The sequence below is a fragment of the Bacteroides sp. M10 genome, from assembly GCF_014334015.1.
GTDB classification, from domain to species: Bacteria; Bacteroidota; Bacteroidia; order Bacteroidales; family Bacteroidaceae; genus Bacteroides; species Bacteroides intestinigallinarum.
Window position 1 is genome coordinate 6190272 of sequence record NZ_CP060488.1, and the last position, 24491, is coordinate 6214762.

Below are 24491 nucleotides of genomic sequence, written 5' to 3' on the forward strand. Positions count from 1 at the left end.
CATGGAAAGTAAAATCGCCGAAACCAACGCCCGAATAGACGTGGCCGACGTATTAAGAGGATTGGCAGTAATGGGAATCATCCTCTTGCACAGCATTGAACACTTTAATTTCTATTCTTTCCCGGAAGAAGTCCCTTTTGAATGGATGAAATTTACCGATCAGGCAATCTGGAGAGGATTATTCTTCACTTTCAGTAATAAAGCATACGCTGTATTTGCTTTGCTCTTCGGTTTCAGTTTCTATATTCAGGACAATAACCAACAACGGAGAGGGAAAGATTTCCGCCTGCGTTTTTTATGGAGATTATTCATCCTATTCATTATAGGACAATTCAATGCCGCTTTCTTTACCGGCGAAATATTAACCATGTATGCGATTTTAGGAATTATCCTGCCGATATTCTGCCGGATGAGTGACCGTACGGTTGCCATCTTTGCTACTTTATTAATCCTTCAACCTATCGATTGGGCAAAATTGATCTATGCCTTGTGCAATCCTGACTATGTGGCAGGTAAAAGTTTGGCAGGTTATTATTTCAGCATCGCTTTCGACGTACAAAAGCATGGCAACTTCCTTGAAACAGTCCGCATGAATATGTGGGAAGGGCAAATGGCTAACATGACTTGGGCATTGGAACATGGACGTATCTTACAAACACCGGGATTATTCCTATTCGGAATGCTGGTTGGCCGCCGCAAATATTTCCTGTATAGTGAACAGAACGAACGCTTGTGGTTAAAAGCATTAGCAATTTCGCTTCTCTGCTTCTTCCCCATCTACGGATTAAATAATATGTTGCCGGAATTCATCGAACGGAGTGCCGTCCTTGTTCCTCTACAATTGATATTAAGTTCATTCAGCAGCCTTAGTTTCATGGTATTACTGGTGACAGGATTACTGTTGACTTTCTACCGTGTGAAAGACCGTAGTTTCTTTATGCGTTTCACATCTTATGGTAAAATGAGTTTAACGAACTATCTCGGGCAATCCATTTTCGGTTCTCTTTTGTTCTATCATTGGGGATTCGAATTGGGACGATATTTAGGAATCACATATAGCTTCCTTTTTGGCATCCTTTTTGTTCTATTACAAATGGTATTCTGTTCGTGGTGGCTGCGGCACCATAAACATGGTCCTTTTGAGGGTCTCTGGAAACGCTTGACCTGGATTGGAAAAAATAAATAATTAGATAATGATGAACGAAAAAACGATTAATGAACAATACGCATATATACGTGCCTTACTTGAAGAGAAAAGACTCAAGGAAGCTCTGATGCAGTTGGAATCTCTGCTGTGGCAGTGTCCTGACTGGGATCTACGCACTCGCCTGGAACAATTGCAGACTTCCTACAAATATATGCTGGAATACATGAAACAGGGAGCAAATGACCCTGAACGGTGGAATCTGTATCAGAAAATGGTATCAGACACGTGGGGAATTGCCGACCAATCACGTTTGCTCATATTGGATAACGCTTCATCAAGATACTATCATGAAGTACGACGTACTCCCAAATCGCCAGATTTGTCAAACTATGGTCTTAAAACCATATTACACATACTGGAGTCTTTTAATGACGACTTGGCAGTCAGCGGATTACTGTCTGACGAAAAGATGGATGAAGTATTAAAGCGGCATGAGGACACGCTCAAGTTTATGTTTATCAGAACATGGACAAACAGCGCATGGACTCCCGAAGACGAGGAAGATGCAAAAGCCATGCTTGCCTCGGAATTACTTCCGGGAGATGATTTATGTTTGTTTGTCAGTGCCCTCACATTGAGCTTGATGGAATGTTTCGACCTACGAAAAATAATGTGGTTGCTTGATGCTTACGAGCATCCCAACGTTAACGTCAGTCAACGGGCATTGGTTGGTGCGATGATTATTTTCCACATTTACAGAAGTCGCCTTACTTTCTATCCGGAACTGATAAAAAGGGTGGATCTCATGGAAGAAATTCCTTCATTCAGAGAAGATGTCGCACGTATTTACCGCCAAATGCTATTATGTCAGGAAACGGAAAAGATTGATAAAAAGATGAGGGAGGAGATTATTCCCGAAATGCTGAAGAATGTTTCCTCCATGAAAAATATGCGGTTCGGCTTTGAAGAAAGCGATGAAGAGAACAACGATATGAATCCGGATTGGGAAGATGCATTCGAGAAATCCGGACTGGGGGATAAATTGCGTGAAATGAACGAATTGCAGCTGGAGGGTGCAGATGTATATATGAGTACTTTTGCGGCTTTGAAGAACTATCCGTTCTTCCGCGAGGTGCATAACTGGTTTTATCCATTCAGCAAGCAACAGTCTAATGTGCTCAAGGCAATGAAGCAGGCGGGAAATCAGGGAGGCAGTCTACTGGATTTAATTCTTCAATCGGGATTTTTCAGTAACAGTGATAAGTACTCTCTCTTTTTCACAATCCATCAATTGCCACAGTCACAACAGGATATGATGTTGAGCCAACTGAATGAACAGCAGGTTGCAGAATTGGCGGAGAAATCGAATGTTGAGACGATGAAGAAATTCAATGAACGTCCGGGAACGGTCAGCAACCAGTACCTGCACGATTTGTATCGTTTCTTCAAACTTAGTGTGCGCAAGAGTGAATTCAGAGATATTTTTAAAGAGAAGCTCGATCTTCATCATGTCCCTGCACTCGACAATATATTGCACTGGGAAGATGTATTGTTCCCCATTGCCGATTTCTACCTGTCAAAGGAACGTTGGGACGAGGCTATCGAAATTTATGAAGAGTTGGAAACGATTGGCGGATTTGAAGGAGAGAGTGCTGAATATTACCAGAAGTTTGGCTATGCATTGCAAAAAAGAAAGAAATATGCAGAAGCTATTCAGGCTTATCTGAAAGCTGATACGCTGAAACCGGATAATATCTGGAACAATCGTCATCTGGCTATTTGTTATCGGTTGAACAGAAATTACCAGGTAGCAATCACCTATTATAAGAAGGTAGAAGAAGCTGCTCCGGAAGATACCAATGTGACTTTCCATATCGGTAGCTGTCTGGCTGAATTGGGGCAATATGAAGAAGCACTGAATTATTTCTTCAAACTGGATTTCATCGAGAACAACTGTATTAAGGCATGGCGTGGTATCGGATGGTGTTCATTTATCAGCCAGAAACATGAACAGGCGATGAAGTATTATGAAAAAATAATAGAACAGAAGCCTCTGGCTATTGATTATATGAATGCAGGACATGTTGCCTGGGTGATGGGAGATATTCAGAAAGCTGCCGTTTTCTATGGAAAAGCCATTACGGCTAGTGGAAACCGGGAACGATTCCTGGAAATGTTCCATAAAGATGAAGAAGCTCTTCTCACACAAGGAATTCGGGAAGAAGATATTCCTCTGATGTTGGATTTATTATAGTTTTCCACATCTTTCAGTTTGGGATATTCAATAAATGTTCCTGCTTAAAAATACAGAAAAAGGCTGCCTCATTTTCGATTTTGAGGTAGCCTTTTTGCATTATTGAACTAAGTATATCTTGTGTATTTCATGTAATCAATAAGTTAATTACACTGATACTGATATATTCAGATATATTCAAGATACTTACTACAGTTTTTTCAACTCTCCGTACAGTTTCTGTATGGGAAGTCCCATAATATTATAAAAACTACCGGAAATTGATTTAACCCCGATATACCCGATCCATTCCTGGACGCCATAAGCTCCTGCCTTATCCATTGGCTGATAACGATCTACGTAATACAGGATTTCATCTTCCGACAAGACATCAAACAATACTTCGGAGGAAGCGGTAAAGCTTTTTTGCCATTCGGTAGTAGTCAGACAAACTCCTGTGAAGACCTGATGAGATTTTCCCGAGAGAGCACGAAGCATTTCAACGGCTCCTTCCCTACCCTCCGGTTTTCCAAGTACTTTCCCATCCAGCCAGACTATGGTATCTGCCGTAATCAATAATTCTCCCGGCTTCATCATGGTACGGTAGGCATCTGCCTTTTCACGGGCAATATATTCAGGTATTTCAGCACCCACCAATGTATCCGGGTATGACTCGTCTACATCCGGTAATGTTCTGACTACATAGTCTACTCCCAGTCCCGACATCAGTTCTTTCCGACGGGGAGAATTGGAAGCTAATATAATCTGATATTTCTTTAAGTTATCAAGCATGGTTTTATTTACGATTTGACGATTTACTATTTACGATTGAAAATACTTTTTATTGATGTCACCAGTTGATTTCACCAGCCGAAAGCATCTTCCGCCATCCATAGACCGTGAGCTTTCAGCACCTGCTCCACTACATCACGTCCGCATCCCCGACCACCGTCTGCATAAGAAATATACTTTGCAACGGATTTCACTTCCGGCACGGCATCTTTCGGGCAGCATGGCAGTCCACACTCACACATCACTTCAATATCCGGTACGTCATCACCCATATATAGAATTTCATCATCGGTCAATCCGTACTTATCACGAAAAGCACGATAATCGTGTATCTTCACAGCAGAACCCATGTATAAATCCTTCACTCCCAGTCCCTCAAAACGGATACGTACCGCTTCTGTCCGGCCACCGGTGATGATAGCTATGTGAAGTCCTTTTTTCACAGCCAACTGGATGGCATACCCATCTTTGATATTCACGGTACGCATTGGTTCCCCGGAAGGATGCAAAGGTACGGTAGTCGAACTCAATACTCCGTCCACATCAAAAGCTAAAGCTTTGATACGGGATAAATCATAATTGATGGTGCTCATGGATACTTTTGCTCATTAGTTTATATATTTCCTGCAATGCCGGAGAATCTACCAACATGGCAAGATGATTACTCATCACATTCTCATCGTAACGAACAGCGGGTCCGGTCTGTGCATCACGTGGCGCCAATTCGTGTACTTTACGTGCTGTTTCATCTATCAGCGGAAGCATGACATCGAAAGGCAAGTTGTATTTTTCAAGCAAATCAGCTGCTAATGCATACATGTGATTTGTGAAGTTACAGATAAAAACAGCAGCCAAATGTAGGCTTTTACGTTGCTCGGAAGAAGCCTCGTAGACCTTTTCCGAAAGTGTGGCGGCAACAGCCTTCAACAATTCCACGTCTTCCGGCCTTTTCGCTTCAACAAAGAAAGGCACTTCCTGAAATTTAACTTCACGTTGTTTGCTGAATGTCTGCATCGGATAAAATACTCCGTAACGTTCTGCATGCCCTTCCCAAACGCTCATCGGAATGCTTCCTGCCGTATGCACTAACAAAGACGCTTGCTTTCCTTCTGTTATCTGCGGTAACAAATCTACTAAAGCATCATCTTTCACTGATACGATATACAATTTTGCATCTTTGGAGACTGCCTGTAAATCTGTTGTATATTCAGCTTCTACTTTCTCGGCTAAGGTACGGGCAGATTCCATGGTCCGGCTATATACCTGTACAATGCGGAAACCTTTACGATAAAGAGCTTTCGCCAGATTAGTAGCCAAGTTACCTGCACCGATAAACACGATCGGTGTATCTTCTATACTTCTTTTCATTATTCTCTTATCGTTTTGCAAACCAGAATAAAACGATTCCGATGATGAGCAGTGTCAATGGCAACAGATATCCGGATAACGAACCCAATAAGGACATGACCAAACCGATATTCATCACTAGCCAAAGCCCAAGCAACACAAAACCAATTGATTTATCGCGTTTGAAAATAAGGAAACAGATCGAAGCGTACAATAGCATATTGTCCTTATTCATCACCCAGGGTAGCCCAATGGAAGAAAAATGAATCAGCTTATCGATCAGAAAAAGTGCTCCGATTACAATAAAGGTAACAGCAGTAGCCAGATAGGTATCTTTACTATTATTCGCTTTAGCAGCTCCCATGCTTATTTTCCTCCGAACTTATTAATATGAATTTTCTCCCATTGAAGATGTTCTTCATTGAAAGGTTTACGTTCCATCCCTTTATGGCCGATAGCAATGACAGAAAGAATCTGAAGTTGCAAGGGAATATCCAAAATTCCATGGACAAATTCATCGGAAGGCATTCCGGTGGCAGTGAAACGTTCGCGAACCTGCACCCAACAACTTCCCAAGCCAAGATCTTCAGCCTGCAACTGTATCATGATGGAAGCAATGGAAGCGTCTTCAATCCAAACATCGCTGGCCAACGGATCGGCCATTACAACAATCGCCAAAGCTGCATCGGCAATGAACGAAGAAGCCTGTTCTTTGCAATGAGACAATTCTTTCAATATCTCTTTATCATCAACCACTACAAACTGCCAACTATTACTACGTTTGGAAGAGGGAGACATCAAGGCTGCCTTCATCAATGTAACTACCTGATCTTGTGTCAATTCTTCATCGGTGAACTTCCGCATACTACGACGGTTCTTTATCAATTCACTGAAATTTTCCATATTATTTCCGGTTTCATTTGATTAATGTATGCAAAGATAATGCAAACCGAGCGTAATAGGAAATAAAAGTTTATACTAAATGAAGAATATATTGTATCTTTGCACAGAGAAATAATTTCATTATGAAAAAGCGAATTACACAAGACGATTACGTTAAAGCGAATCGTAAAGCTAGCCGTGAGGCAGAAATTGAGATGTACGGGCACCCTATTTGTCACAAACGAGTGCACCAATCAAAGAAAGTATATAACCGTAGAAAGATAAAGGCAGCCGATAAAAAGCTGCCTTATTTTTTTGTATTCAAGATAGCGTCACTATCCTATAGACATAGCGATACCATACAATAAGGATAGTATCACTATCATGACAGGATAGCGTCACTATATTTAGAGGAATTAAAAAGATAGTTTATCTATACAATCCGTGTTAATTCTCCGGTTGTAGAATCGATAATAAATCCGTAAACTATCACATCTGAAGGAATCAAAGGATGACGCACGATAAAATCGACTGTTCCCCTCACGGACTTTTCCGTATCTTCGAAGCCATCCAGCCAAGCATGAAAATCAACTCCGCAGAAGCGCATCATGTCAATATAATCCGGATTTATCCTCCGTGCCGTCATCTTTTCAAGCATCGTTTCACTATGCATGTGACAAGCTCCACAATCAGAATGAGCAATCACCATTATCTCCTCCACACCCAGTTCAAAGATAGCTACGAGTAAACTCCGGATCACGCTACCGAAAGGATGGGAAATAACGCCACCTGCATTCTTTATCATTTTTACATCGCCATTCTTAATTCCTAATGCGGCTGGAAGCAAAGCAGTCAGTCGGGTGTCCATACAGGAAAGAATAGCTATTTTCTTATCGGGATATTTATTGGTAATATACGATTCGTATCCCTTGTTTTCAACAAATTCCTTGTTGTAAGCTAATATTTCTTCTACCATAGTTCCGCTTAAATTATAAAGCTCTGTTTGATGGCACAAAGATATAGAAAATATATAAAAAAGGGACATGTCATCACGACATATCCCCTCCGAAAATTAAAATTTAATCTGTAAGAGTACTAATACCCATTGTTTCCATATTCTTCTGCATTATCAATCTGACTCAAGAAGTTAAAAGAGATCGGACGTAAATAATGCTTGCTTTCATCAAAGTTTTCAGCAGCACGAGGATTACCAACAGTAAGACGTTGTTTGAAAGAATCTTTGTGACGTTTCATCGTCACCCAACGTTGATATTCTCCACATAATTCACGAGCATACTCGTCCATGACATCATTTTGTGTAGCATTACTCAATTTCATAGCATTGTAAGATGCATCATCACGGGCAGCACGTTTTTTCAGTACATTTAAATATTCAGCCGCTTTTCCGCCATTTCCTAATTGCTGGTTAGCTTCAGCTGCAATCAAATATACTTCAGCCATACGCATAATGAACACATCACCTGTCTTACGTTGCAAATTGCTACTATATGAATCTTCCGACAACCAATTGTATTTGTTGAAACCAGGGTACATATTTTTGTCATTAGTGACTTTTATATCTGTTTTACGATATTGTCCGTTATCAAACAAATCATCAATATTGATTACATAATATCGACGTTTTGCTTTTTCTGCATCCGAAAGTCTTTTCTTTGATAAGTAGAAACAAATTCTATCATCATCTTCAGCTACAGGGTAAGGTATCACATAGGGATTCTTCACTTCCTGCAATTTGGAAGGATCACCGCTATTTTCACCTTTCGGCCAAACTTTGGCTATCATTTTGGGAGCCCAAGTTCCATCATAATATGCATAATTCAAATCACCATAAGGATAAATATACTCATTATGGAATTTTGCATCCAATCCATAAGTATTAATTATATTTTGAGTAAGAATTGTAAATGAACTGATATTATCATTTACCCCATGTTTGGTGCCTATTTTCGGGGTTGTACCATCATCCAATGTCTGCTTCTTGGTAAATAAATAACTACCTCCCGACTGTACAGCAGAAAATTGTACAAACGCTGTTGTAAAGGTAACTTCCCATCGCTTATCATAATCAGCATCAAAACAATCCAGCAAATATTTAGACGGTGCCAGAGTGTTATTATTGGTACGTCCATACCAATAGTTCTGATTATCCGGAGTAGGATAAATAGTTAGAGTATTTGGCTTTGGATACATATAAGTAAAGTTGTTATTACATTGTGTCCCAGCATTCCAATTCTCCAGATTCGTGGCATCCGGACCGGCAGCAATAAATAAAGCTTCTTTATTATTCCGATTATTTGCCGGAGCCCAAACATCTTCCACATCATCATACAGACAATCACTATACGCCAAAATCATATCCTCTGCCACTTCTTTAGCACGTTGCCAATAGGAAACTCCCTCTTCAGTCAACCCATATTCACCGCCACCTTGAGCATAAACGCGAGCCAAAAGTCCTAATGCGGTTTTCTTAGTCACGCGCGCACGATTATTATCATAAGGAGTATCTTCAAGATTATTGGCCGCAAATTTCAAATCATCAATTATCTGCGTATATAGTTCTTCAATAGAGTTACGCTGTGGAGTCAAAATAGGATCTTGAGATGATTCTTCCAATGTTAACGTTACATTTCCATACGTATTCACCAATATGGAATAATAAAACGCACGAAGACAACGAGCTTCAGCCACTAAAGTCGTTATATCTTTTTCATTGCCATCCGTTAGTAGTTCAGCCCTGTTTACTACAGCATTACAATTACCGATCATAGAATAAGCCTGACCGAATAATTTATTTGTAGCGTTTGTATTCGTAGCTAAACCATCATAATAAATCACCTGCTTGGCATAATCCGGATTACCGGCAGGAGTTATCCAGCAGTCCGTACCACCTTCAGCCACAGACAAGAAATCATAGACACTGAATAACTGCCCGTAAAGTGATGAATAACAATAAGACTGTAACCCTTTAAGCCCATCGAACGTTGCAAGAATTTCATCTCCTGTTTTTTGGCTTGGATTATACTCATCAAGCGAGCAGGCAGACATTGAAGCCACAGCAAATGTAAGCGCTGCTATTTTATAGATTGTACTTTTCATTTCAATACTTTTTTTAGTAAAAAACTAGAATGTAACATTTACACCAAATACAAATTGTTTGGTCAATGGATACTTCAGAGAACCATTCATTTCCGGATCATAGTCTTTCAGCAAATGGCTTTTTGCAAATACAAACGGATTTGTAATAGTAGCATAGAAACGACATTTCTCTATACCGGCTGATTTTAAGATAGATTTCGGCAGACTATATCCCAATGTAATGTTCTTAATCTTTATAAACGAACCGTCTACATAGCGTAATGCGTAATATCCCGTATATTGTTCAAGACCTTTATTAGCATTGGCAGCAGGAAAATCATTTGAGGGGTTGTTTTCAGTCCAATAATTGAAATAGGTCGGGAAGTTACGTATACCCTTCGGGTCATAAGACGTCAACATATCATAAGCAAACATCTGTCCGTAACGTGCATAAACAAATACACTTAAATCAAAATCTTTCCAGGTAAAATTATTCTGGAAGCCTAAAGACCAATCCGGAGAGTTGTGCCCCAGAATTTGATAATCCGCATCACTTGGAGTATATTTATTATCAGAAGTGTAATAAATAACATTACCATTTTCATCTACAGCAGCACTACCCGTTTCTTCATCTATTTTATAGAATCTACCATCAGATTCTTTTACTAAATTAGGTATATTGATTTTCAAATCACCAGGTGCAGCACCAAATACCGCCGCATCAGTTTCCTCACCTTTTTGCCATACACCGTCCAACTTATAATGATAATAAGAATTAATGGCTTCTCCCAATGCCAATGCATAACCGGTGTCACCATTATTAAGCACATCTGAATCTCCGCCGGACAATTTAGTTATTTTCTCTTTATTATGATTAAAAGTTACACTTGAACTCCAGGTAAAGTTTTTTGTTATAATATTACGTGTATTAAGAGCCAACTCAAAACCTTTATTGCTAGTCTCACACATATTTAAATTAGTAGTATAATTCGCTTTAGGTCCGCCATCCGGAGAGAATGCTCCATTAATAACAGGAAGTGCCTTGTTCCATATAACATCTTTTGTTTTTGTATTATAATATTCCATACTGACATCAATGCGATTATTTAAGAATGCAGCGTCAATACCAATATTCGTGTTATACGACTTTTCCCATGTAAGCAAATAATTCGGAATATTCTGTGAGAATTTATAAATCGGCGTCAAAACACCTCCTAATATCATATTTACAGCAGTAGCATCTAATGATGCAGCAGATGAATACGGATCAATGCCTGCTGTACTACCCGTAACACCATATCCGAAGCGAATTTTCAGATTACTCAACCAGTTAGTCGTACTCTCCATAAATTTTTCATCAGAAATTCTCCATCCCAAAGAAAAAGCTGGGAAAGTATCCCATTTATTACCTTCTGCCAGTCTGGAAGAGCCGTCATGACGGACAGATGCAGCAAATAAATACCTACCCATATATGAATAGTTTAAACGGCCAACATATCCCATCCCCTTAGACATACTATAAGAAGTACTTCCCGAAGTTGCGGAATTGCCATCAAGAATATTATGCCATAAGAATTTATTATCAGAAACACCTTTTTGATATAAGGTAGTAACATCACTACGATTGTGATTCCAAGATGTAACTGCAGTAAGAGTTATATCATGCACTTTCTTAATCTGGAAATTGTAAGTGAGTATATTTTCCCACTTATAGTTATACGAACGGCTGTCTTTAACCTGTGCCTTAATGCCGTCTGCTGTTTGATTCGCCTTATACCATTGGACAGATCCCTCTCCTGTAAAAGTGTTACTACGTGAATATCCCAAACTGGCACCGGCACGAGTAATGAAAGTCAATCCTTTAAGAGGAGTAATTTCCAAATAAGGATTAAAATAGACCTTAAGGTTTTGAGCTTGATTACGGTACAAACTTTTATCTTCATTTAAAAGATAATTATATACTGTAGATGAAGGATCAGCGACAGGTTGCGGATTGATGCTTCCATCTTCATTATACAAGGATCCAAGAGGATTTGACGCCATCAAAGTCTGTAAATCAGAATCAGCTTTATTTTGATGTACATAAGACAATTGAGTATCAATACCAACCTTCATCCACTTCTTAATCTTATGATCTACCCGGATTTTGGATGAATAAAGTTTATAGCTGTCTTGTGCAAACTGTCCATCCTCATTAGAAAAGTTCAGAGAAAAATAGGCCTTTGTTTTTTCCGTTCCACCAGCTACAGAGACAGAGTAATTCTGTGTTACACTGGTTTTCAACAAGGCATCCACCCAGTCTATATACTGACCATTTTGATGTGCATTCCATTCAGCATCAGTAGTAAACAGATTTTTATCATCATCAACTGAACTCCAACGCCCATCACCGGCACCAATAGATGCATCTCTCAATGTCTGTATATAGCTCTCTCCACTACGCATCTCCGGCGTTCTTGACCAGCCGTTTACACCTACATACGCATTGAAATTAACAATAGCTTTACCTTCCTTACCGCCTTTTGTAGTAATTAAAATAACACCATTTGCACCACTCGAACCATAAATAGCCGTTGAGGAAGCATCTTTTAAAACTTCAATACTTTCAATATCATTAGGATTCAATGTAGAATAATCCCCCGGCATACCATCAATTATAAATAAAGGATTTCCAGAATCTTTCTGGAATGACCGGTTACCACGCAACTGCATCTTTACTCCCGAACCGGCCTGTCCCGATTCACGCGTAATATCCAATCCTGCCACCTTACCTTGTAAAGCCTGCATCGGATTTGAACTCGGATTCATCACTACATCTTCACTTTTTACAGAAGTGATAGCTCCTGTCAAATCACGTTTCTTCATCGTACCATAACCCACAACCACTACTTCATCCAATGCCTGCGTATCCGAAATCATTTTCACATTGACCGGTCCATTCCCCGCCACTGTCACAGTTTGTTCTTTGTAACCGATATAGGAAATGACCAGTTCTTTTCTTCCCGCCGAAAGATTGATAGAGAAATTACCGTTAAAATCAGTAATCGTACCTGTACTTGTTCCTTTCACAACAATAGAAACGCCAATCAGCGGCTCCCCGCTTTCATCAATGACAGTTCCTTTCACTGTCTTCGTTTGTGTGACAACTTGCACCATAGTATTAGATACTCCATCTTCTGCATAAACAGAATATGACAGAGGGGCAGACAATAAAGACAACCCTAAAATCATGGAAGCGCGTCTATGATGATTCTTCCATGCTTCAACAAATGCATTGTATCTCATTCGTTCTAATTTAAAGTTAATATTAATTCTCGTTGTTTTGCAAAAGCTATTCGATTATAATCTTATATATAGACGAACATAATTTATACACGTACTCACTTTTCATACCATTTTTCTCTTAAAAGATACATTTTTTCCAATAAATCCGCAAAGATAAACAGTACTTTACTTCAAGCATCTCCAACAAATTCTTTGTTTTGTTGTTGAATAAAGAATAAAAAGTGTAAATTTGTACCTAGATGCCACTTAAACTAACGACATATTATCAAGGGAAGGATATTCCTGAATTGCCGGGAAAAAATACCTTCCATTCCAAAGAGTTATTTCAGATTTATGAAGCAACTCCTGGATATACTCCTTTATTAATAGTAGCAACGGAAGACGGCAGACCGGTAGCACGCCTGCTAGCCGCTATCCGCAAAGCAAAGAAGTGGCTCCCTTCCTCTTTAGTGAAACATTGTGTAGTATATAGCGAAGGTGAATTTCTAGACGAATCCCTTTCTGCCAATAAAGAGAAAGCAGAAGAAGTCTTTGGGGATATGCTTGAACATCTCACGCAGGAAGCATCGCGCAGCTGTGTCCTGATCGAATTCCGAAACCTGAACAATTCGATGTTCGGTTACCGGGTTTTCAGAGCCAACGATTATTTCCCTGTCAACTGGTTGCGGGTACGCAATTCGTTACACAGTATGAAAAAAGTGGAAGACCGGTTCAGTCCGTCACGCATTCGGCAGATCAAAAAAGGACTCAAAAATGGAGCCAGAGTAGAGGAAGCACATACAGTGGAAGAAATACGCGACTTCTCACGGATGCTGCACAAAGTCTATTCCTCCCGCATACGCAGATATTTTCCTGCCAACGATTTCTTCCGCCACATGAACAACATGTTAATCAAGGGAAAACAGGCAAAAATATTCGTTGTAAAATATAAAGAGAAGATCATCGGCGGTTCCGTCTGCATCTATTCGGGAGACGATGCATACCTCTGGTTTTCAGGAGGTATGAGAAAGACGTATGCACTTCAATATCCGGGCGTGTTGGCCGTTTGGAAAGCATTGGAAGATGCGCACCAACGGGGATTCCGCCACATGGAATTTATGGATGTGGGACTTCCATTCCGCAGACACGGCTATCGTGATTTCGTTCTCCGTTTCGGAGGAAAACAAAGCAGTACTCGCCGCTGGTTCCGCGTCAGTTGGAGTTGGTTGAACAAACTTCTAGTCAAATTTTATATCTAAATGTAATCTCAAGATTACAAAATGACTCTTTATGTTCCTTTCCCACCATTTTTTCTGCTTTATTACCCAACAATTAAATGCAGAAATATTTCTTTATTAGGTAAGAATTGTCTTTCTTTGTGCTGTTTTATGCCTTATAAGCACAGATTTAAAACCAAATAAAAAAAGTATAGTTATGAAGATTTCACACATTGAACATCTGGGCATTGCTGTAAAAAGCATTGAAGAAGCCCTTCCTTACTACGAAAATGTATTAGGTCTGAAGTGTTACAACATTGAAACAGTGGAAGATCAGAAAGTAAGAACCGCTTTTTTAAAAGTAGGCGAAACCAAAATCGAACTGTTGGAGCCGACTTGCCCTGAAAGTACCATTGCCAAATTTATTGAAAACAAAGGTGCAGGTGTTCACCACGTTGCATTTGCTGTAGAAGATGGCGTAGCTAATGCTTTGGCAGAAGCAGAAAGCAAAGAAATCCGCCTTATCGACAAAGCTCCCCGCAAAGGTGCTGAAGGTTTAAGTATCGCTTTCCTTCACCCGAAATCAACTCTGGGCGTGTTGACAGAACTCTGCGAACATTAATCATAAACTCTAAAACCAACAAGAACTCATGAGTAATCAACTTGAAAAAATTAAAGAGCTTATTGAACGCCGTGCCGTAGCACGTATCGGAGGCGGTGAAAAAGCAATTGCGAAGCAACACGAAAAAGGGAAATACACAGCACGCGAGCGCCTGGCTATGCTGCTTGACGAGGGTAGCTTCGAAGAAATGGACATGTTCGTTGAGCACAGATGCACGAACTTCGGTATGGATAAGAAACATTATCCAGGCGACGGTGTAGTAACCGGTTGCGGTACAATCGAAGGACGTCTGGTATATGTGTTCGCACAGGACTTCACCGTTTCTGCCGGATCACTGTCAGAAACAATGTCACTGAAGATTTGTAAAATCATGGATCAGGCAATGAAGATGGGTGCTCCCTGCATTGGTATCAACGACTCGGGTGGTGCACGTATCCAGGAAGGTATCAATGCTTTGGCCGGTTATGCAGAAATCTTCCAACGCAATATCCTTGCTTCCGGTGTTATCCCACAGATTTCAGGTATCTTCGGTCCTTGTGCCGGTGGTGCTGTTTATTCTCCGGCTCTGACCGACTTCACGCTGATGATGGAAGGTACTTCTTATATGTTCCTTACCGGACCGAAAGTTGTAAAAACCGTAACAGGTGAAGACGTTAGCCAGGAAAACCTCGGTGGCGCAAGCGTTCACTCCACTAAATCAGGTGTGACTCATTTCACCGCTAAAACAGAAGAAGAAGGTTTCGCCCTGATTCGCAAACTGTTAAGCTATATTCCTCAAAACAACCTTGAAGAAGCCCCTTATGTAGATTGTGTAGATCCAATCGACCGTTTGGAAGACTCTTTGAACGATATTATCCCCGACAGCCCAACTAAACCGTATGATATGTACGAAGTAATCGGCGCTATCGTGGACAACGGTGAATTCCTTGAAATCCAAAAAGATTATGCAAAGAATATCATCATTGGTTTTGCCCGTTTCAACGGACAGTCAGTAGGTATCGTTGCTAACCAGCCTAAATACTTGGCAGGTGTGCTCGATAGCAACGCATCTCGCAAGGGTGCACGTTTCGTGCGTTTCTGCGATGCATTCAATATTCCTATCGTATCGTTGGTAGACGTACCGGGATTCCTTCCGGGAACAGGTCAGGAATATAACGGTGTTATCCTTCATGGAGCTAAATTGCTGTATGCTTACGGTGAAGCTACTGTGCCTAAGGTTACGATCACATTGCGTAAATCTTACGGAGGTTCTCACATTGTGATGAGCTGTAAGCAACTTCGCGGTGACATGAACTATGCATGGCCTACTGCCGAAATTGCAGTAATGGGTGGTGCCGGAGCAGTAGAAGTATTGTACGCACGCGAGGCTAAAGATCAGGAAAATCCTGCTCAATTCCTTGCTGAAAAAGAAGCAGAATACACGAAACTGTTTGCCAATCCTTACAATGCAGCTAAATACGGCTACATTGACGATGTGATTGAACCGCGCAACACACGTTTCCGCGTGATCCGCGCTTTGCAGCAGTTACAGACTAAGAAATTGAGTAATCCGGCTAAGAAGCATGGTAATATTCCGTTGTAATCCAACTTTTCACATTAAAACAAGAACGATTATGAACAAAACCAAAATCGGAATATTCCTTTCTTTGCTATTGCTGATTGGGCTGACTTCTTGTGGAGAGAAAAAGTCTAACAACAAGTTGGTGCTGAATGAAATCCTGATAGACAATCAGAGTAACTTTCAGGACGACTACGGATTGCACAGTGCATGGATTGAAATATTCAATAAATCATTCGGTAGCGCCGATCTGGCAGCTTGCTTGCTGAAAGTAAGCAACCAACCAGGCGATACAGTTACTTATTTTATTCCGAAAGGTGACGTACTAACGTTAGTGAAACCACGTCAACATGCCCTGTTCTGGGCAGACGGCGAGCCTAACCGCGGTACTTTTCACACAAGTTGCAAGTTGAATCCGGAAACAGCCAACTGGATTGGCTTGTACGACTCCGGCAGAAATCTGCTTGACCAGATTGTAGTGCCGGCAGGCGCTCTTGGTCCCGACCAATCATACGCTCGCGTAAGCGACGGAGCGGTAAACTGGGAAGTAAAAGGTGGAAGCAGTGACAAATACGTCACTCCGAGCACCAACAACCAGACTCTTGACAGCAATGCCAAGATGGAAAACTTCGAAGAACATGATGCGGTAGGTATCGGTATGTCTATTTCTGCCATGAGTGTAGTATTTGTCGGATTGATTCTTCTTTATATTTCCTTCAAGGTTGTAGGCAGAGTTGCAGTCAACTTGAGCAAACGTAACGCCATGAAATCCAAAGGCATCGACAAACAAGAAGCGAAAGAGCTGTCACAGGCTCCGGGCGAAGTTTATGCTGCTATTTCTATGGCATTGCACGAAATGCAGGATGAAGTGCACGACGTAGAAGAAACGGTACTGACCATCACTCGTGTAAAACGTAGCTACTCACCGTGGAGTTCGAAGATTTACACCTTGCGTGAAACTCCTCCTAGAAAGTAAGTCACCTTTTAAAAAGTAAAACGATGAAAGAATATAAATATAAAATCAACGGTAACTCATATAAAGTAACCATCGGAGATATTGAAGATAATATCGCTCATGTAGAAGTGAACGGTACACATTATAAAGTGGAAATGGAGAAACAGCCTAAAGTGGCTCCGAAACCAGTAACAGTGCGTCCTATGCCTAATGCTCCTACTGCTCCTACTCAAGTAGTGAAACCAGCTGCTCCATCTACCGGAAAATCGGGAGTGAAATCTCCGCTGCCGGGCGTTATCCTCGACATCAAAGTAAATGTAGGCGATACTGTAAAGAAAGGCCAGACTATCATTATATTGGAAGCCATGAAGATGGAAAACAATATCAATGCGGATAAAGACGGTAAGATTACTGCCATCAACGTAAACAAAGGTGACTCTGTTCTTGAAGGTAATGACCTCGTAATTATTGAATAATATGGGAGATTTTATAAACTTTTTAGGAAATAACCTCGCCGACTTCTGGACATATACGGGCTTTGCAAATGCTACTGTAGGGCACATCGTTATGATTCTTGTGGGTTTGGGGTTCATCTATTTGGCAGTAGCCAAAGAGTTCGAACCGATGTTGCTGATTCCTATCGGTTTCGGTATATTGATCGGTAATATACCTTTTAATATGGATGCGGGATTGAAAGTCGGCATCTATGAAGAAGGTTCTGTATTGAATATCCTGTATCAGGGAGTGACCTCCGGCTGGTACCCGCCGCTCATCTTCTTGGGCATCGGAGCCATGACGGACTTCTCGGCACTTATCTCCAACCCGAAATTGATGTTGATCGGTGCAGCTGCACAGTTCGGTATCTTCGGTGCATACATGATCGCATTGGAAATGGGTTTCGACCCGATGCAAGCCGGTGCTATCGGTATCATTGGTGGAGCAGACGGTCCGACAGCCATCTTCCTTTCCTCCAAGCTAGCACCTAACCTAATGGGAGCCATTGCGGTGTCCGCCTACTCCTACATGGCGTTAGTTCCGGTGATACAGCCGCCTATCATGCGTCTGCTCACCACCAAAAGCGAACGCGTCATCCGTATGAAACCGCCGCGTGCAGTTTCTCACACGGAGAAGGTGATTTTCCCGATCATCGGTTTGTTGCTGACTTGCTTCCTGGTTCCTTCCGGTCTGCCTTTGCTGGGTATGCTGTTCTTCGGTAACCTGTTGAAAGAAAGTGGTGTAACCCGTCGTTTGGCTAATACAGCCAGCGGTCCGTTGATTGATACCATCACTATCCTGTTGGGTCTGACAGTAGGTGCTTCTACACAAGCATCCGAATTCCTGACGCTTGACTCTATCAAGATTTTTGCCCTTGGTGCATTATCGTTCATCATTGCAACGGCATCCGGTGTCATCTTCGTTAAGATCTTCAATATCTTCCTGAAGAAGGGTAATAAGATCAATCCGTTGATCGGTAATGCAGGTGTTTCTGCTGTTCCCGACTCTGCACGTATCTCACAAGTGATTGGTTTGGAATACGATTCGACCAACTATTTGCTGATGCACGCTATGGGTCCGAACGTTGCCGGAGTGATCGGTTCAGCTGTTGCTGCCGGTATCCTGCTTGGATTCTTGATGTAAGATATAAGGCAAGAGAGGACGCTTGTTTGAACAGTTCTTAAAACAAAAAATAAGATTATCCTAAAAGCCTTGAATTTATAAAATCACCTTTACTGCATCATTGTAGTAAAGGTGATTTTTTATTGTAAGAACTTGCCGCCTAAAAAATATTACATTTGCTCTGGCGTATACATCGTATCGCGTTCCGTTGTGTTATCTTCTCTTATCATTTCGTTAATCTATCTAAAACAACCTACGAACAATTCGTAATTATAATATTTTTAGTAACTTGCAACAGATAAGTCAAACAACTAAAATAAAATATTATGAAACGGATTATCATTCTATTCTTTCTTTGCTATACTATTCCTTTAATAGCGCAACATACAGACCCTATTCAAGAAGCCATGGCAAATTATGACTATGAGACTGCCCTTTCCCTCATTGCCCAAAAGAAATCCACCCCTCCCCTGCTATTGCAGAAAGGCAAAGCATTGCGCGGACTAGGGCTCACCACAGAGGCACTTGCCACCTATCAGGAAATTATCCGTAATGATACCACAAATACTCGTGCTTTCATCGAAGCAGCCGAATGTTGCCGGACATTAGCTAACTATAATCAAGCCCTGAAATATTATGAACATGCACTCGATCTGAATCCGGAAAACAAATATGCACGTATTCAATATATCAGTTTGCTTCTATCCCAGCAGAAGTTTAGGGAGGCGCTTGGTGAAAGCAGCCTGATGACGGAAAAAGACAGTTCCGCCATTGCCCTGCATCTACAGGCACAAAGTTTTGAAGGAATGGGCGAACTTCTTCCCGCCGCAGGTTGCTATTACAATATCCAGGCTAAATATCCCGACGATTATCTGGCAGCCAGCAAACTAGGTGCTCTAAATATATCCGGTTCTTATTTCGACGAAGCCATCGAAGCTACAGAAAAATACCGGCAGATTGACAGTACCAATATTTCCGTCAACCGGCAGAACGCTTTAGCGTACTGCTTGAAACAAGACTACCCCACTGCCATCCGGCGTTATGAATATCTTGTCAGTCAAGGGGACAGTTCTTTTCATACTTGTTATTATTTAGGCATTAGTTACTATGCAGCAGAGAAGTATTATGAAGCTCATGATTTCTTGGAAGTCGCCCGCAAATATGATCCCAACAATATCAATCTCCTTTATTACCTTGGCCGTGCCTGTTCCAAAACTTCCTGGAAAAAAGAGGGCGTAGACTATTTGGAAAAAGCCATTGATCTATCCATTCCCAAAGACAGCAGTATGACCCGGCTCTATATCGGGATGACCGACTGTTACAAGATGGCACAAATGTACAAAGAACAGATTGCATCCATCAAAAAACGCTATCAACAGTATGACAAACAAAACCACAAATTATTATATGACATGGCCTACATATACTTCTATGACTTAAAAGACAAAAAAAATGCGGAACGCTGCCTGGAAGCGTTCCTAAAAACACGCCCCAAAGACGATAAAGAAGAAGCGGAAATGAACGAGAGAGGCGAACTCATTCTAGGAAAATCCAATTATTACAATGCTGCCGCCAACTGGCTGAAAGATATTCAAAGTAAACAAAAAATAGAAGACTTCTTTCAAAATTCCGCTCCCCAGCCCCCTCTCCCAAAGAAAGATAAATAGGGATAGAACTGTAAAGAGACAAAAAAGGCTGCTACCGATGTTCAAACCGGAGCAGCCTCTTTCTTTTATTTATGGAATAATCCGGAGATTATTACTGTGCCAATTTGTTGTCAGAACCGAGCACGTTGATGATTTTGTGCTTGTACAGTTTTTCCATGTTGTCACGAGCCGGGCCAAGATACTTACGTGGGTCGAATTCAGCTGGTTTTTCAGCGAAAGTCTTACGGATAGCAGCAGTCATAGCCAGACGTGAGTCAGAGTCGATGTTGATTTTACAAACAGCAGACTTAGCAGCCTTACGCAACCATTCTTCGGGAATACCGATAGCAGCTTTCAATGCGCCACCGTATTGGTTGATAGTTGCCACTTCTTCCTGTGGAACAGAAGATGAACCGTGAAGAACGATAGGGAATCCCGGAAGTTTTTCCATTACAGCGTCCAATACTTCGAATGCCAATGGAGGAGGAACCATTACGCCTGTAACCGGGTCGATGTGACATTGTTCCGGAGTAAACTTGTAAGCACCGTGAGAAGTACCGATTGAGATAGCCAAAGAGTCGCAACCAGTGCGAGTAGCGAAGTCGATTACTTCTTCAGGGTCAGTATATGTGTGGTGGTCAGCAGAAACTTCATCTTCTACACCAGCCAATACGCCAAGTTCACCTTCTACAGTTACATCGAACTGGTGAGCGTATTCAACAACTTTCTTTGTCAATGCTACGTTTTCTTCGTAAGGAAGGTGAGAACCATCGATCATTACTGAAGAGAAACCTGAATCGATACAAGATTTGCAAGTTTCGAATGTATCTCCGTGGTCAAGGTGAAGAACGATTTCCGGATGTGCGCAGCCTAATTCTTTAGCATATTCTACAGCACCCTGTGCCATGTAACGCAACAAAGTAGCGTTAGCATACTGACGAGCACCTTTAGAAACCTGAAGAATCACAGGAGATTTAGTTTCAACAGCAGCCTTGATGATAGCCTGCATTTGTTCCATATTGTTGAAGTTGAATGCTGGGATAGCATATCCACCTTTGATAGCCTTAGCAAACATTTCTCTTGTGTTTACCAATCCTAAATCTTTGTAATTTACCATTTTGTTTAAAGTTTATTGTTAGTGAATAAAAATTCTACGCAAAAGTAAGCATTATCCATCGAATAACGAACATCGGAAAGAAAAATATAGTAGAAAAAGGTTTAAATCAGACAGCAAAATTTAGCAGGAATACGAGTGTGACATTAGATTGTAATGTCCACCTTGCAAACTTTGGGATTTATGATTTCTGAATTCTGATTTATGCCTTCAGATTTATATCTCCTTATTTATACCTCATTTTTCATTCATTTAATCACCAAAATCTGCATAGCAAATCAGAAATCATAAATTAGAAATCAGAAATTTTAGAAAACCTTTTTCTATTTCACAGAAAAGCATTATCTTTGCGCTCTGAAAAATGACCATTACACTATTTCTTACCAAAATAGTAACAGAATATAAATTAAAAAAACAGATACTGAAATGAAAAAAGGCCTTCATCCAGAATCATACCGTCCGGTAGTATTTAAAGATATGTCAAATGGTGACATGTTTTTGTCTAGATCAACTGTAGCAACTAAAGAAACCATCGAATTCGAAGGTGAAACTTATCCGTTGCTGAAGATTGAAATCTCAAACACTTCTCACCCGTTCTATACAGGTAAATCTACATTGGTAGATACTGCAGGCCGTGTTGATAAGTTCATGAGCCGTTACGGTGACCGTAAGAAGAAATAATTCGATCTTTCGTGAAAGATGAAAAAAGAGGAGATTCTCGCAGAGAATTTCCTCTTTTTCGTTTTCTATATTCCTTAGCGTCAAGCATCATCCAACAAGAAATCGGCTATATGACGATGTCTTACACCCTCCACATTATCCTGCCACAAGCTGTCCATGCTAACTACATATTTAGGATAATGGTCGTTAATAGCGAGCAAAGGAGCAAACTCCCTCTCAACAGTTCATCACGAATCAGACGCAGCACTACCGACGTTCCACTGCGACGAATACCCATTATCACTTTTACAAACAGCTTATCTATAAAAAGGAACGATTTGTTCCATATACTATACTGTTCACGATTAATCATATCCAAAAGTTTTTAGGATTATAAGCATAAAAATAGACTATTTCCGGAAAGTTTTTAGGGTTATAACCCTAAATAAATCCATAAATTCAGATTCTTTTAGGGTTACAAGCCGAAAAATAAATAAAAGAAATATGACTAAATCCGATTTATTACCAAATAAAGAAAGTACCTTTACCCGACTAATTAATAAAAAATGGAAATAACCGATTTAAAACAAATGACAAAGGAAGAAGTTTTTAATTTCATCAGACAACGCCTTTCTTTCAGTAAAGAGCTGCAAGAACAATTCAGACATGTGAATAAAGACGATCTCGCAAAAGAACATCGCAGATTCGAAATGTCCGGAAATGAATCAAAGACAGGCCAATGCACGATTTTCAACACTGCGATTCTGAACGAGTTTGCCGATCTTGGCATCTATGATTATACTTCTTATCTTTTTCTCGACTTCCACAATGGCACTCCAACCGTTTATCTCAAATACTTCTCCGAAAATGAAAATTTGGAATATACATTTACCGGATATACCACAACGGAAATCATCTTTGCAATTCTTGAACTGACTATCTTCTCCGGAAAGCCCAAAAGAAATCGCAGCTAAAAAAAGAATTGCACGGAAAGACAATACGAGGTCAAAAGACTTTTATGGCTTTCATTTAGGCACGGATTAGACGGGTTTCACGGTTCCATTAGACTAAAACCGCGAAATCCGTGTAATCCGTACCTAAATAATATCAATCTAATAGATGGTTTTACTTTTGGCTCCCTCCTTTTTATCATCACATTATATTTGCCACCCGTATAGCATATTTACCATCTTTATACCATACTCTCTATTCTCATACCATATTTCCTGCATTTATTTCCTCTTTTCCATCCTATTCCGAAAAAAACATATATCTTTGTCATACGCTTTCTGCCCATCAGCGTGATGAAACAGGCAAAAGCGTTTTTTATTCCTTAATGGAGTAAATAACGTATTGTCTCTCAAACTTAAAAATTAGCAGTTTTTTCACACCGAGAGATGATACAACAGATACTCCACGTAGATAGTCGTATATCAACATATCGATTAGAGATTTGTTATATATAAACGTTTGGCGTGGGTGTCTGTTGTTTATCATTATCTGGTGAAGGGTGTTGCTAAGCCTTAAGTTTAGATAATGGTACAACAGCACTCACGCTTTTATTGTATCCGGTCGGTTTCAACAATCCTTATACCCCAACCAATTCCCCAGCCGACCGAAATCATAAAAATCGTGGGTGTTCGTTGCACCTCTCCAAACAATACGTTATTTACTCCTTTTTTATAACACATTAAAACAAAAGCAATATGCCAAAATGGATTAGTGTAGAAAAAGCAGTGATTAAGTATCACATCGAAAAAGAAGCGATCCTGCTTTGGGTGGAAATGGGACAATTCCCTATGTTATACATAGACAATGTTCCGAACGTTGACGAAGAATGTATTCTGGAACTCTTTCGCCGAAGTAAAGCCGGCATTACAGCAGAATATATTGATACGCTGGAACAACTGTGTATAGACAAAACGATGGTCTGCGAGAAATACGCCCACATTATTCAATTGAAAGAAAAGGAAATTCAGCTGCAGAAGGAAATAAATACGTTGATAAACGAAATACAGGCAGCAATGAAAAGACAAAACGAACGGATCCGGGATTTAAAAAAAGCGATTGGAGAGAATAATAATGTTATACATAGCGACAGTTGGATAAAAAGACTACGCAAAAAGTTCCAATAGTGAATAATTATCAGTGTACCAATTACCATGTGAGACACAACGTAAACAATTAGCATATTGGCACATTATTGCACGGTTTTTACCACAGAGGACACGGAGGACACAGAGGTTAACTATTTTTTATTCACTATAAAGTAATACAGAGTAATCGTATTTATCGCTCTGTTTTGCTTACGGAAAGAGAGAGAAGAACTCTGTGTCCTCTG

23 protein-coding genes and 1 pseudogene are annotated in these 24491 nt (G+C 40.5%); 13 read left to right on the forward strand and 11 right to left on the reverse strand.

Going from position 1 to position 24491, the window contains the following annotated elements; all coding sequences use genetic code 11:
- Nucleotide 1: 1 nt before the first annotated feature.
- On the forward strand, nucleotides 2-1186 hold the full coding sequence (locus H8796_RS23090; RefSeq protein WP_074705417.1) for a DUF418 domain-containing protein: 1185 nt from the start codon (nucleotides 2-4) through the stop codon (nucleotides 1184-1186).
- 7 nt (nucleotides 1187-1193) lie between these two features.
- Nucleotides 1194-3401, forward strand: coding sequence for a tetratricopeptide repeat protein (locus H8796_RS23095; RefSeq protein WP_187343883.1), 2208 nt, complete (start codon nucleotides 1194-1196; stop codon nucleotides 3399-3401).
- Between the two features lie 189 nt (nucleotides 3402-3590).
- Here the strand turns inward: H8796_RS23095 and H8796_RS23100 are convergent, their stop codons facing one another.
- The 5 genes from H8796_RS23100 to H8796_RS23120 all read right to left on the reverse strand — a co-directional run bounded on the left by H8796_RS23100 (nucleotide 3591) and on the right by H8796_RS23120 (nucleotide 6422).
- The gene (locus H8796_RS23100; RefSeq protein WP_008999815.1) at nucleotides 3591-4172 is read right to left on the reverse strand and encodes a Maf-like protein; all 582 of its coding nucleotides are present in this window, start codon (nucleotides 4170-4172) and stop codon (nucleotides 3591-3593) included.
- Nucleotides 4173-4243: 71 nt separating this feature from the next.
- Nucleotides 4244-4765 (reverse strand): HAD family hydrolase, encoded by a 522-nt coding sequence (locus tag H8796_RS23105; protein WP_004304399.1) that lies wholly within the window; start codon nucleotides 4763-4765, stop codon nucleotides 4244-4246.
- Nucleotides 4746-5540, reverse strand: coding sequence for a Rossmann-like and DUF2520 domain-containing protein (locus H8796_RS23110; protein ID WP_008999814.1), 795 nt, complete (start codon nucleotides 5538-5540; stop codon nucleotides 4746-4748). Before H8796_RS23110 ends, H8796_RS23105 begins: the two co-directional genes overlap by 20 nt.
- A gap of 7 nt (nucleotides 5541-5547) precedes the next feature.
- Nucleotides 5548-5883: a hypothetical protein gene (locus tag H8796_RS23115; protein WP_004300874.1), complete on the reverse strand. Its 336-nt coding sequence runs from the start codon at nucleotides 5881-5883 to the stop codon at nucleotides 5548-5550.
- A gap of 2 nt (nucleotides 5884-5885) precedes the next feature.
- Nucleotides 5886-6422, reverse strand: a complete 537-nt coding sequence (locus H8796_RS23120) for a nitroreductase family protein (protein WP_117937407.1) — start codon at nucleotides 6420-6422, stop codon at nucleotides 5886-5888.
- A gap of 122 nt (nucleotides 6423-6544) precedes the next feature.
- Here H8796_RS23120 and H8796_RS23125 point away from each other — a divergent pair, with 122 nt between their 5' ends.
- Nucleotides 6545-6769 carry a hypothetical protein gene (locus tag H8796_RS23125; protein WP_008999812.1) on the forward strand — a complete coding sequence of 75 codons (225 nt, stop codon included), beginning with the start codon at nucleotides 6545-6547 and terminating at the stop codon, nucleotides 6767-6769.
- A 65-nt stretch (nucleotides 6770-6834) separates the two neighbouring features.
- Here H8796_RS23125 and H8796_RS23130 read toward each other — a convergent pair whose 3' ends face one another.
- The 3 genes from H8796_RS23130 to H8796_RS23140 all read right to left on the reverse strand — a co-directional run bounded on the left by H8796_RS23130 (nucleotide 6835) and on the right by H8796_RS23140 (nucleotide 12782).
- The gene (locus tag H8796_RS23130; protein WP_117937405.1) at nucleotides 6835-7377 is read right to left on the reverse strand and encodes a carbonic anhydrase; all 543 of its coding nucleotides are present in this window, start codon (nucleotides 7375-7377) and stop codon (nucleotides 6835-6837) included.
- Nucleotides 7378-7496: 119 nt separating this feature from the next.
- Nucleotides 7497-9518 carry a RagB/SusD family nutrient uptake outer membrane protein gene (locus H8796_RS23135; protein WP_117937403.1) on the reverse strand — a complete coding sequence of 674 codons (2022 nt, stop codon included), beginning with the start codon at nucleotides 9516-9518 and terminating at the stop codon, nucleotides 7497-7499.
- 24 nt (nucleotides 9519-9542) lie between these two features.
- Complete coding sequence (locus H8796_RS23140) at nucleotides 9543-12782, reverse strand: TonB-dependent receptor (RefSeq protein WP_117971777.1); 3240 nt, start codon at nucleotides 12780-12782, stop codon at nucleotides 9543-9545.
- 239 nt (nucleotides 12783-13021) lie between these two features.
- On the opposite strand from H8796_RS23140, the gene H8796_RS23145 reads away from it, so the two are divergent.
- The 7 genes from H8796_RS23145 (at nucleotide 13022) to H8796_RS23175 (ending at nucleotide 20397) form a co-directional block, all read left to right on the forward strand.
- Complete coding sequence (locus H8796_RS23145) at nucleotides 13022-14020, forward strand: GNAT family N-acetyltransferase (RefSeq protein ID WP_008999808.1); 999 nt, start codon at nucleotides 13022-13024, stop codon at nucleotides 14018-14020.
- Nucleotides 14021-14195: 175 nt separating this feature from the next.
- Nucleotides 14196-14600: a methylmalonyl-CoA epimerase gene (gene mce / locus H8796_RS23150; RefSeq protein WP_008999807.1), complete on the forward strand. Its 405-nt coding sequence runs from the start codon at nucleotides 14196-14198 to the stop codon at nucleotides 14598-14600.
- 28 nt (nucleotides 14601-14628) lie between these two features.
- Nucleotides 14629-16182 (forward strand): acyl-CoA carboxylase subunit beta, encoded by a 1554-nt coding sequence (locus H8796_RS23155; protein ID WP_008999806.1) that lies wholly within the window; start codon nucleotides 14629-14631, stop codon nucleotides 16180-16182.
- A 31-nt stretch (nucleotides 16183-16213) separates the two neighbouring features.
- The gene (locus H8796_RS23160) at nucleotides 16214-17134 is read left to right on the forward strand and encodes an OadG family transporter subunit (protein WP_008999805.1); all 921 of its coding nucleotides are present in this window, start codon (nucleotides 16214-16216) and stop codon (nucleotides 17132-17134) included.
- 23 nt (nucleotides 17135-17157) lie between these two features.
- Nucleotides 17158-17589, forward strand: coding sequence for a biotin/lipoyl-containing protein (locus H8796_RS23165; RefSeq protein ID WP_008999804.1), 432 nt, complete (start codon nucleotides 17158-17160; stop codon nucleotides 17587-17589).
- Nucleotide 17590: 1 nt separating this feature from the next.
- Entirely contained in the window at nucleotides 17591-18751 is a 1161-nt protein-coding gene (locus H8796_RS23170; protein ID WP_117937399.1) for a sodium ion-translocating decarboxylase subunit beta, read from the forward strand.
- Nucleotides 18752-19056: 305 nt separating this feature from the next.
- Nucleotides 19057-20397 carry a lipopolysaccharide assembly protein LapB gene (locus H8796_RS23175; RefSeq protein WP_117937397.1) on the forward strand — a complete coding sequence of 447 codons (1341 nt, stop codon included), beginning with the start codon at nucleotides 19057-19059 and terminating at the stop codon, nucleotides 20395-20397.
- 91 nt (nucleotides 20398-20488) lie between these two features.
- On the opposite strand, the gene H8796_RS23180 is transcribed toward H8796_RS23175, so the two are convergent.
- A complete protein-coding gene (locus H8796_RS23180; RefSeq protein ID WP_008648889.1) occupies nucleotides 20489-21493 on the reverse strand; it encodes a class II fructose-bisphosphate aldolase in 1005 nt (334 codons plus the stop codon).
- Nucleotides 21494-21916: 423 nt separating this feature from the next.
- Between H8796_RS23180 and H8796_RS23185 the strand changes: the two genes are divergently transcribed.
- Nucleotides 21917-22171: a type B 50S ribosomal protein L31 gene (locus tag H8796_RS23185; protein ID WP_004300906.1), complete on the forward strand. Its 255-nt coding sequence runs from the start codon at nucleotides 21917-21919 to the stop codon at nucleotides 22169-22171.
- Nucleotides 22172-22251: 80 nt separating this feature from the next.
- On the opposite strand, the pseudogene H8796_RS23190 reads toward H8796_RS23185, so the two are convergent.
- Both H8796_RS23190 and H8796_RS23195 read right to left on the reverse strand, forming a co-directional pair.
- Nucleotides 22252-22395 (reverse strand): annotated as a pseudogene (locus H8796_RS23190) (ATPase); the annotation flags it as partial.
- A complete protein-coding gene (locus H8796_RS23195) occupies nucleotides 22335-22523 on the reverse strand; it encodes a hypothetical protein (RefSeq protein WP_147340116.1) in 189 nt (62 codons plus the stop codon). The gene H8796_RS23195 and the pseudogene H8796_RS23190, both read right to left, overlap by 61 nt.
- A gap of 193 nt (nucleotides 22524-22716) precedes the next feature.
- Here H8796_RS23195 and H8796_RS23200 point away from each other — a divergent pair, with 193 nt between their 5' ends.
- Both H8796_RS23200 and H8796_RS23205 read left to right on the forward strand, forming a co-directional pair.
- Entirely contained in the window at nucleotides 22717-23124 is a 408-nt protein-coding gene (locus H8796_RS23200) for a hypothetical protein (RefSeq protein WP_004304410.1), read from the forward strand.
- A 732-nt stretch (nucleotides 23125-23856) separates the two neighbouring features.
- On the forward strand, nucleotides 23857-24285 hold the full coding sequence (locus H8796_RS23205; RefSeq protein WP_117937396.1) for a hypothetical protein: 429 nt from the start codon (nucleotides 23857-23859) through the stop codon (nucleotides 24283-24285).
- Nucleotides 24286-24491: the final 206 nt, after the last annotated feature.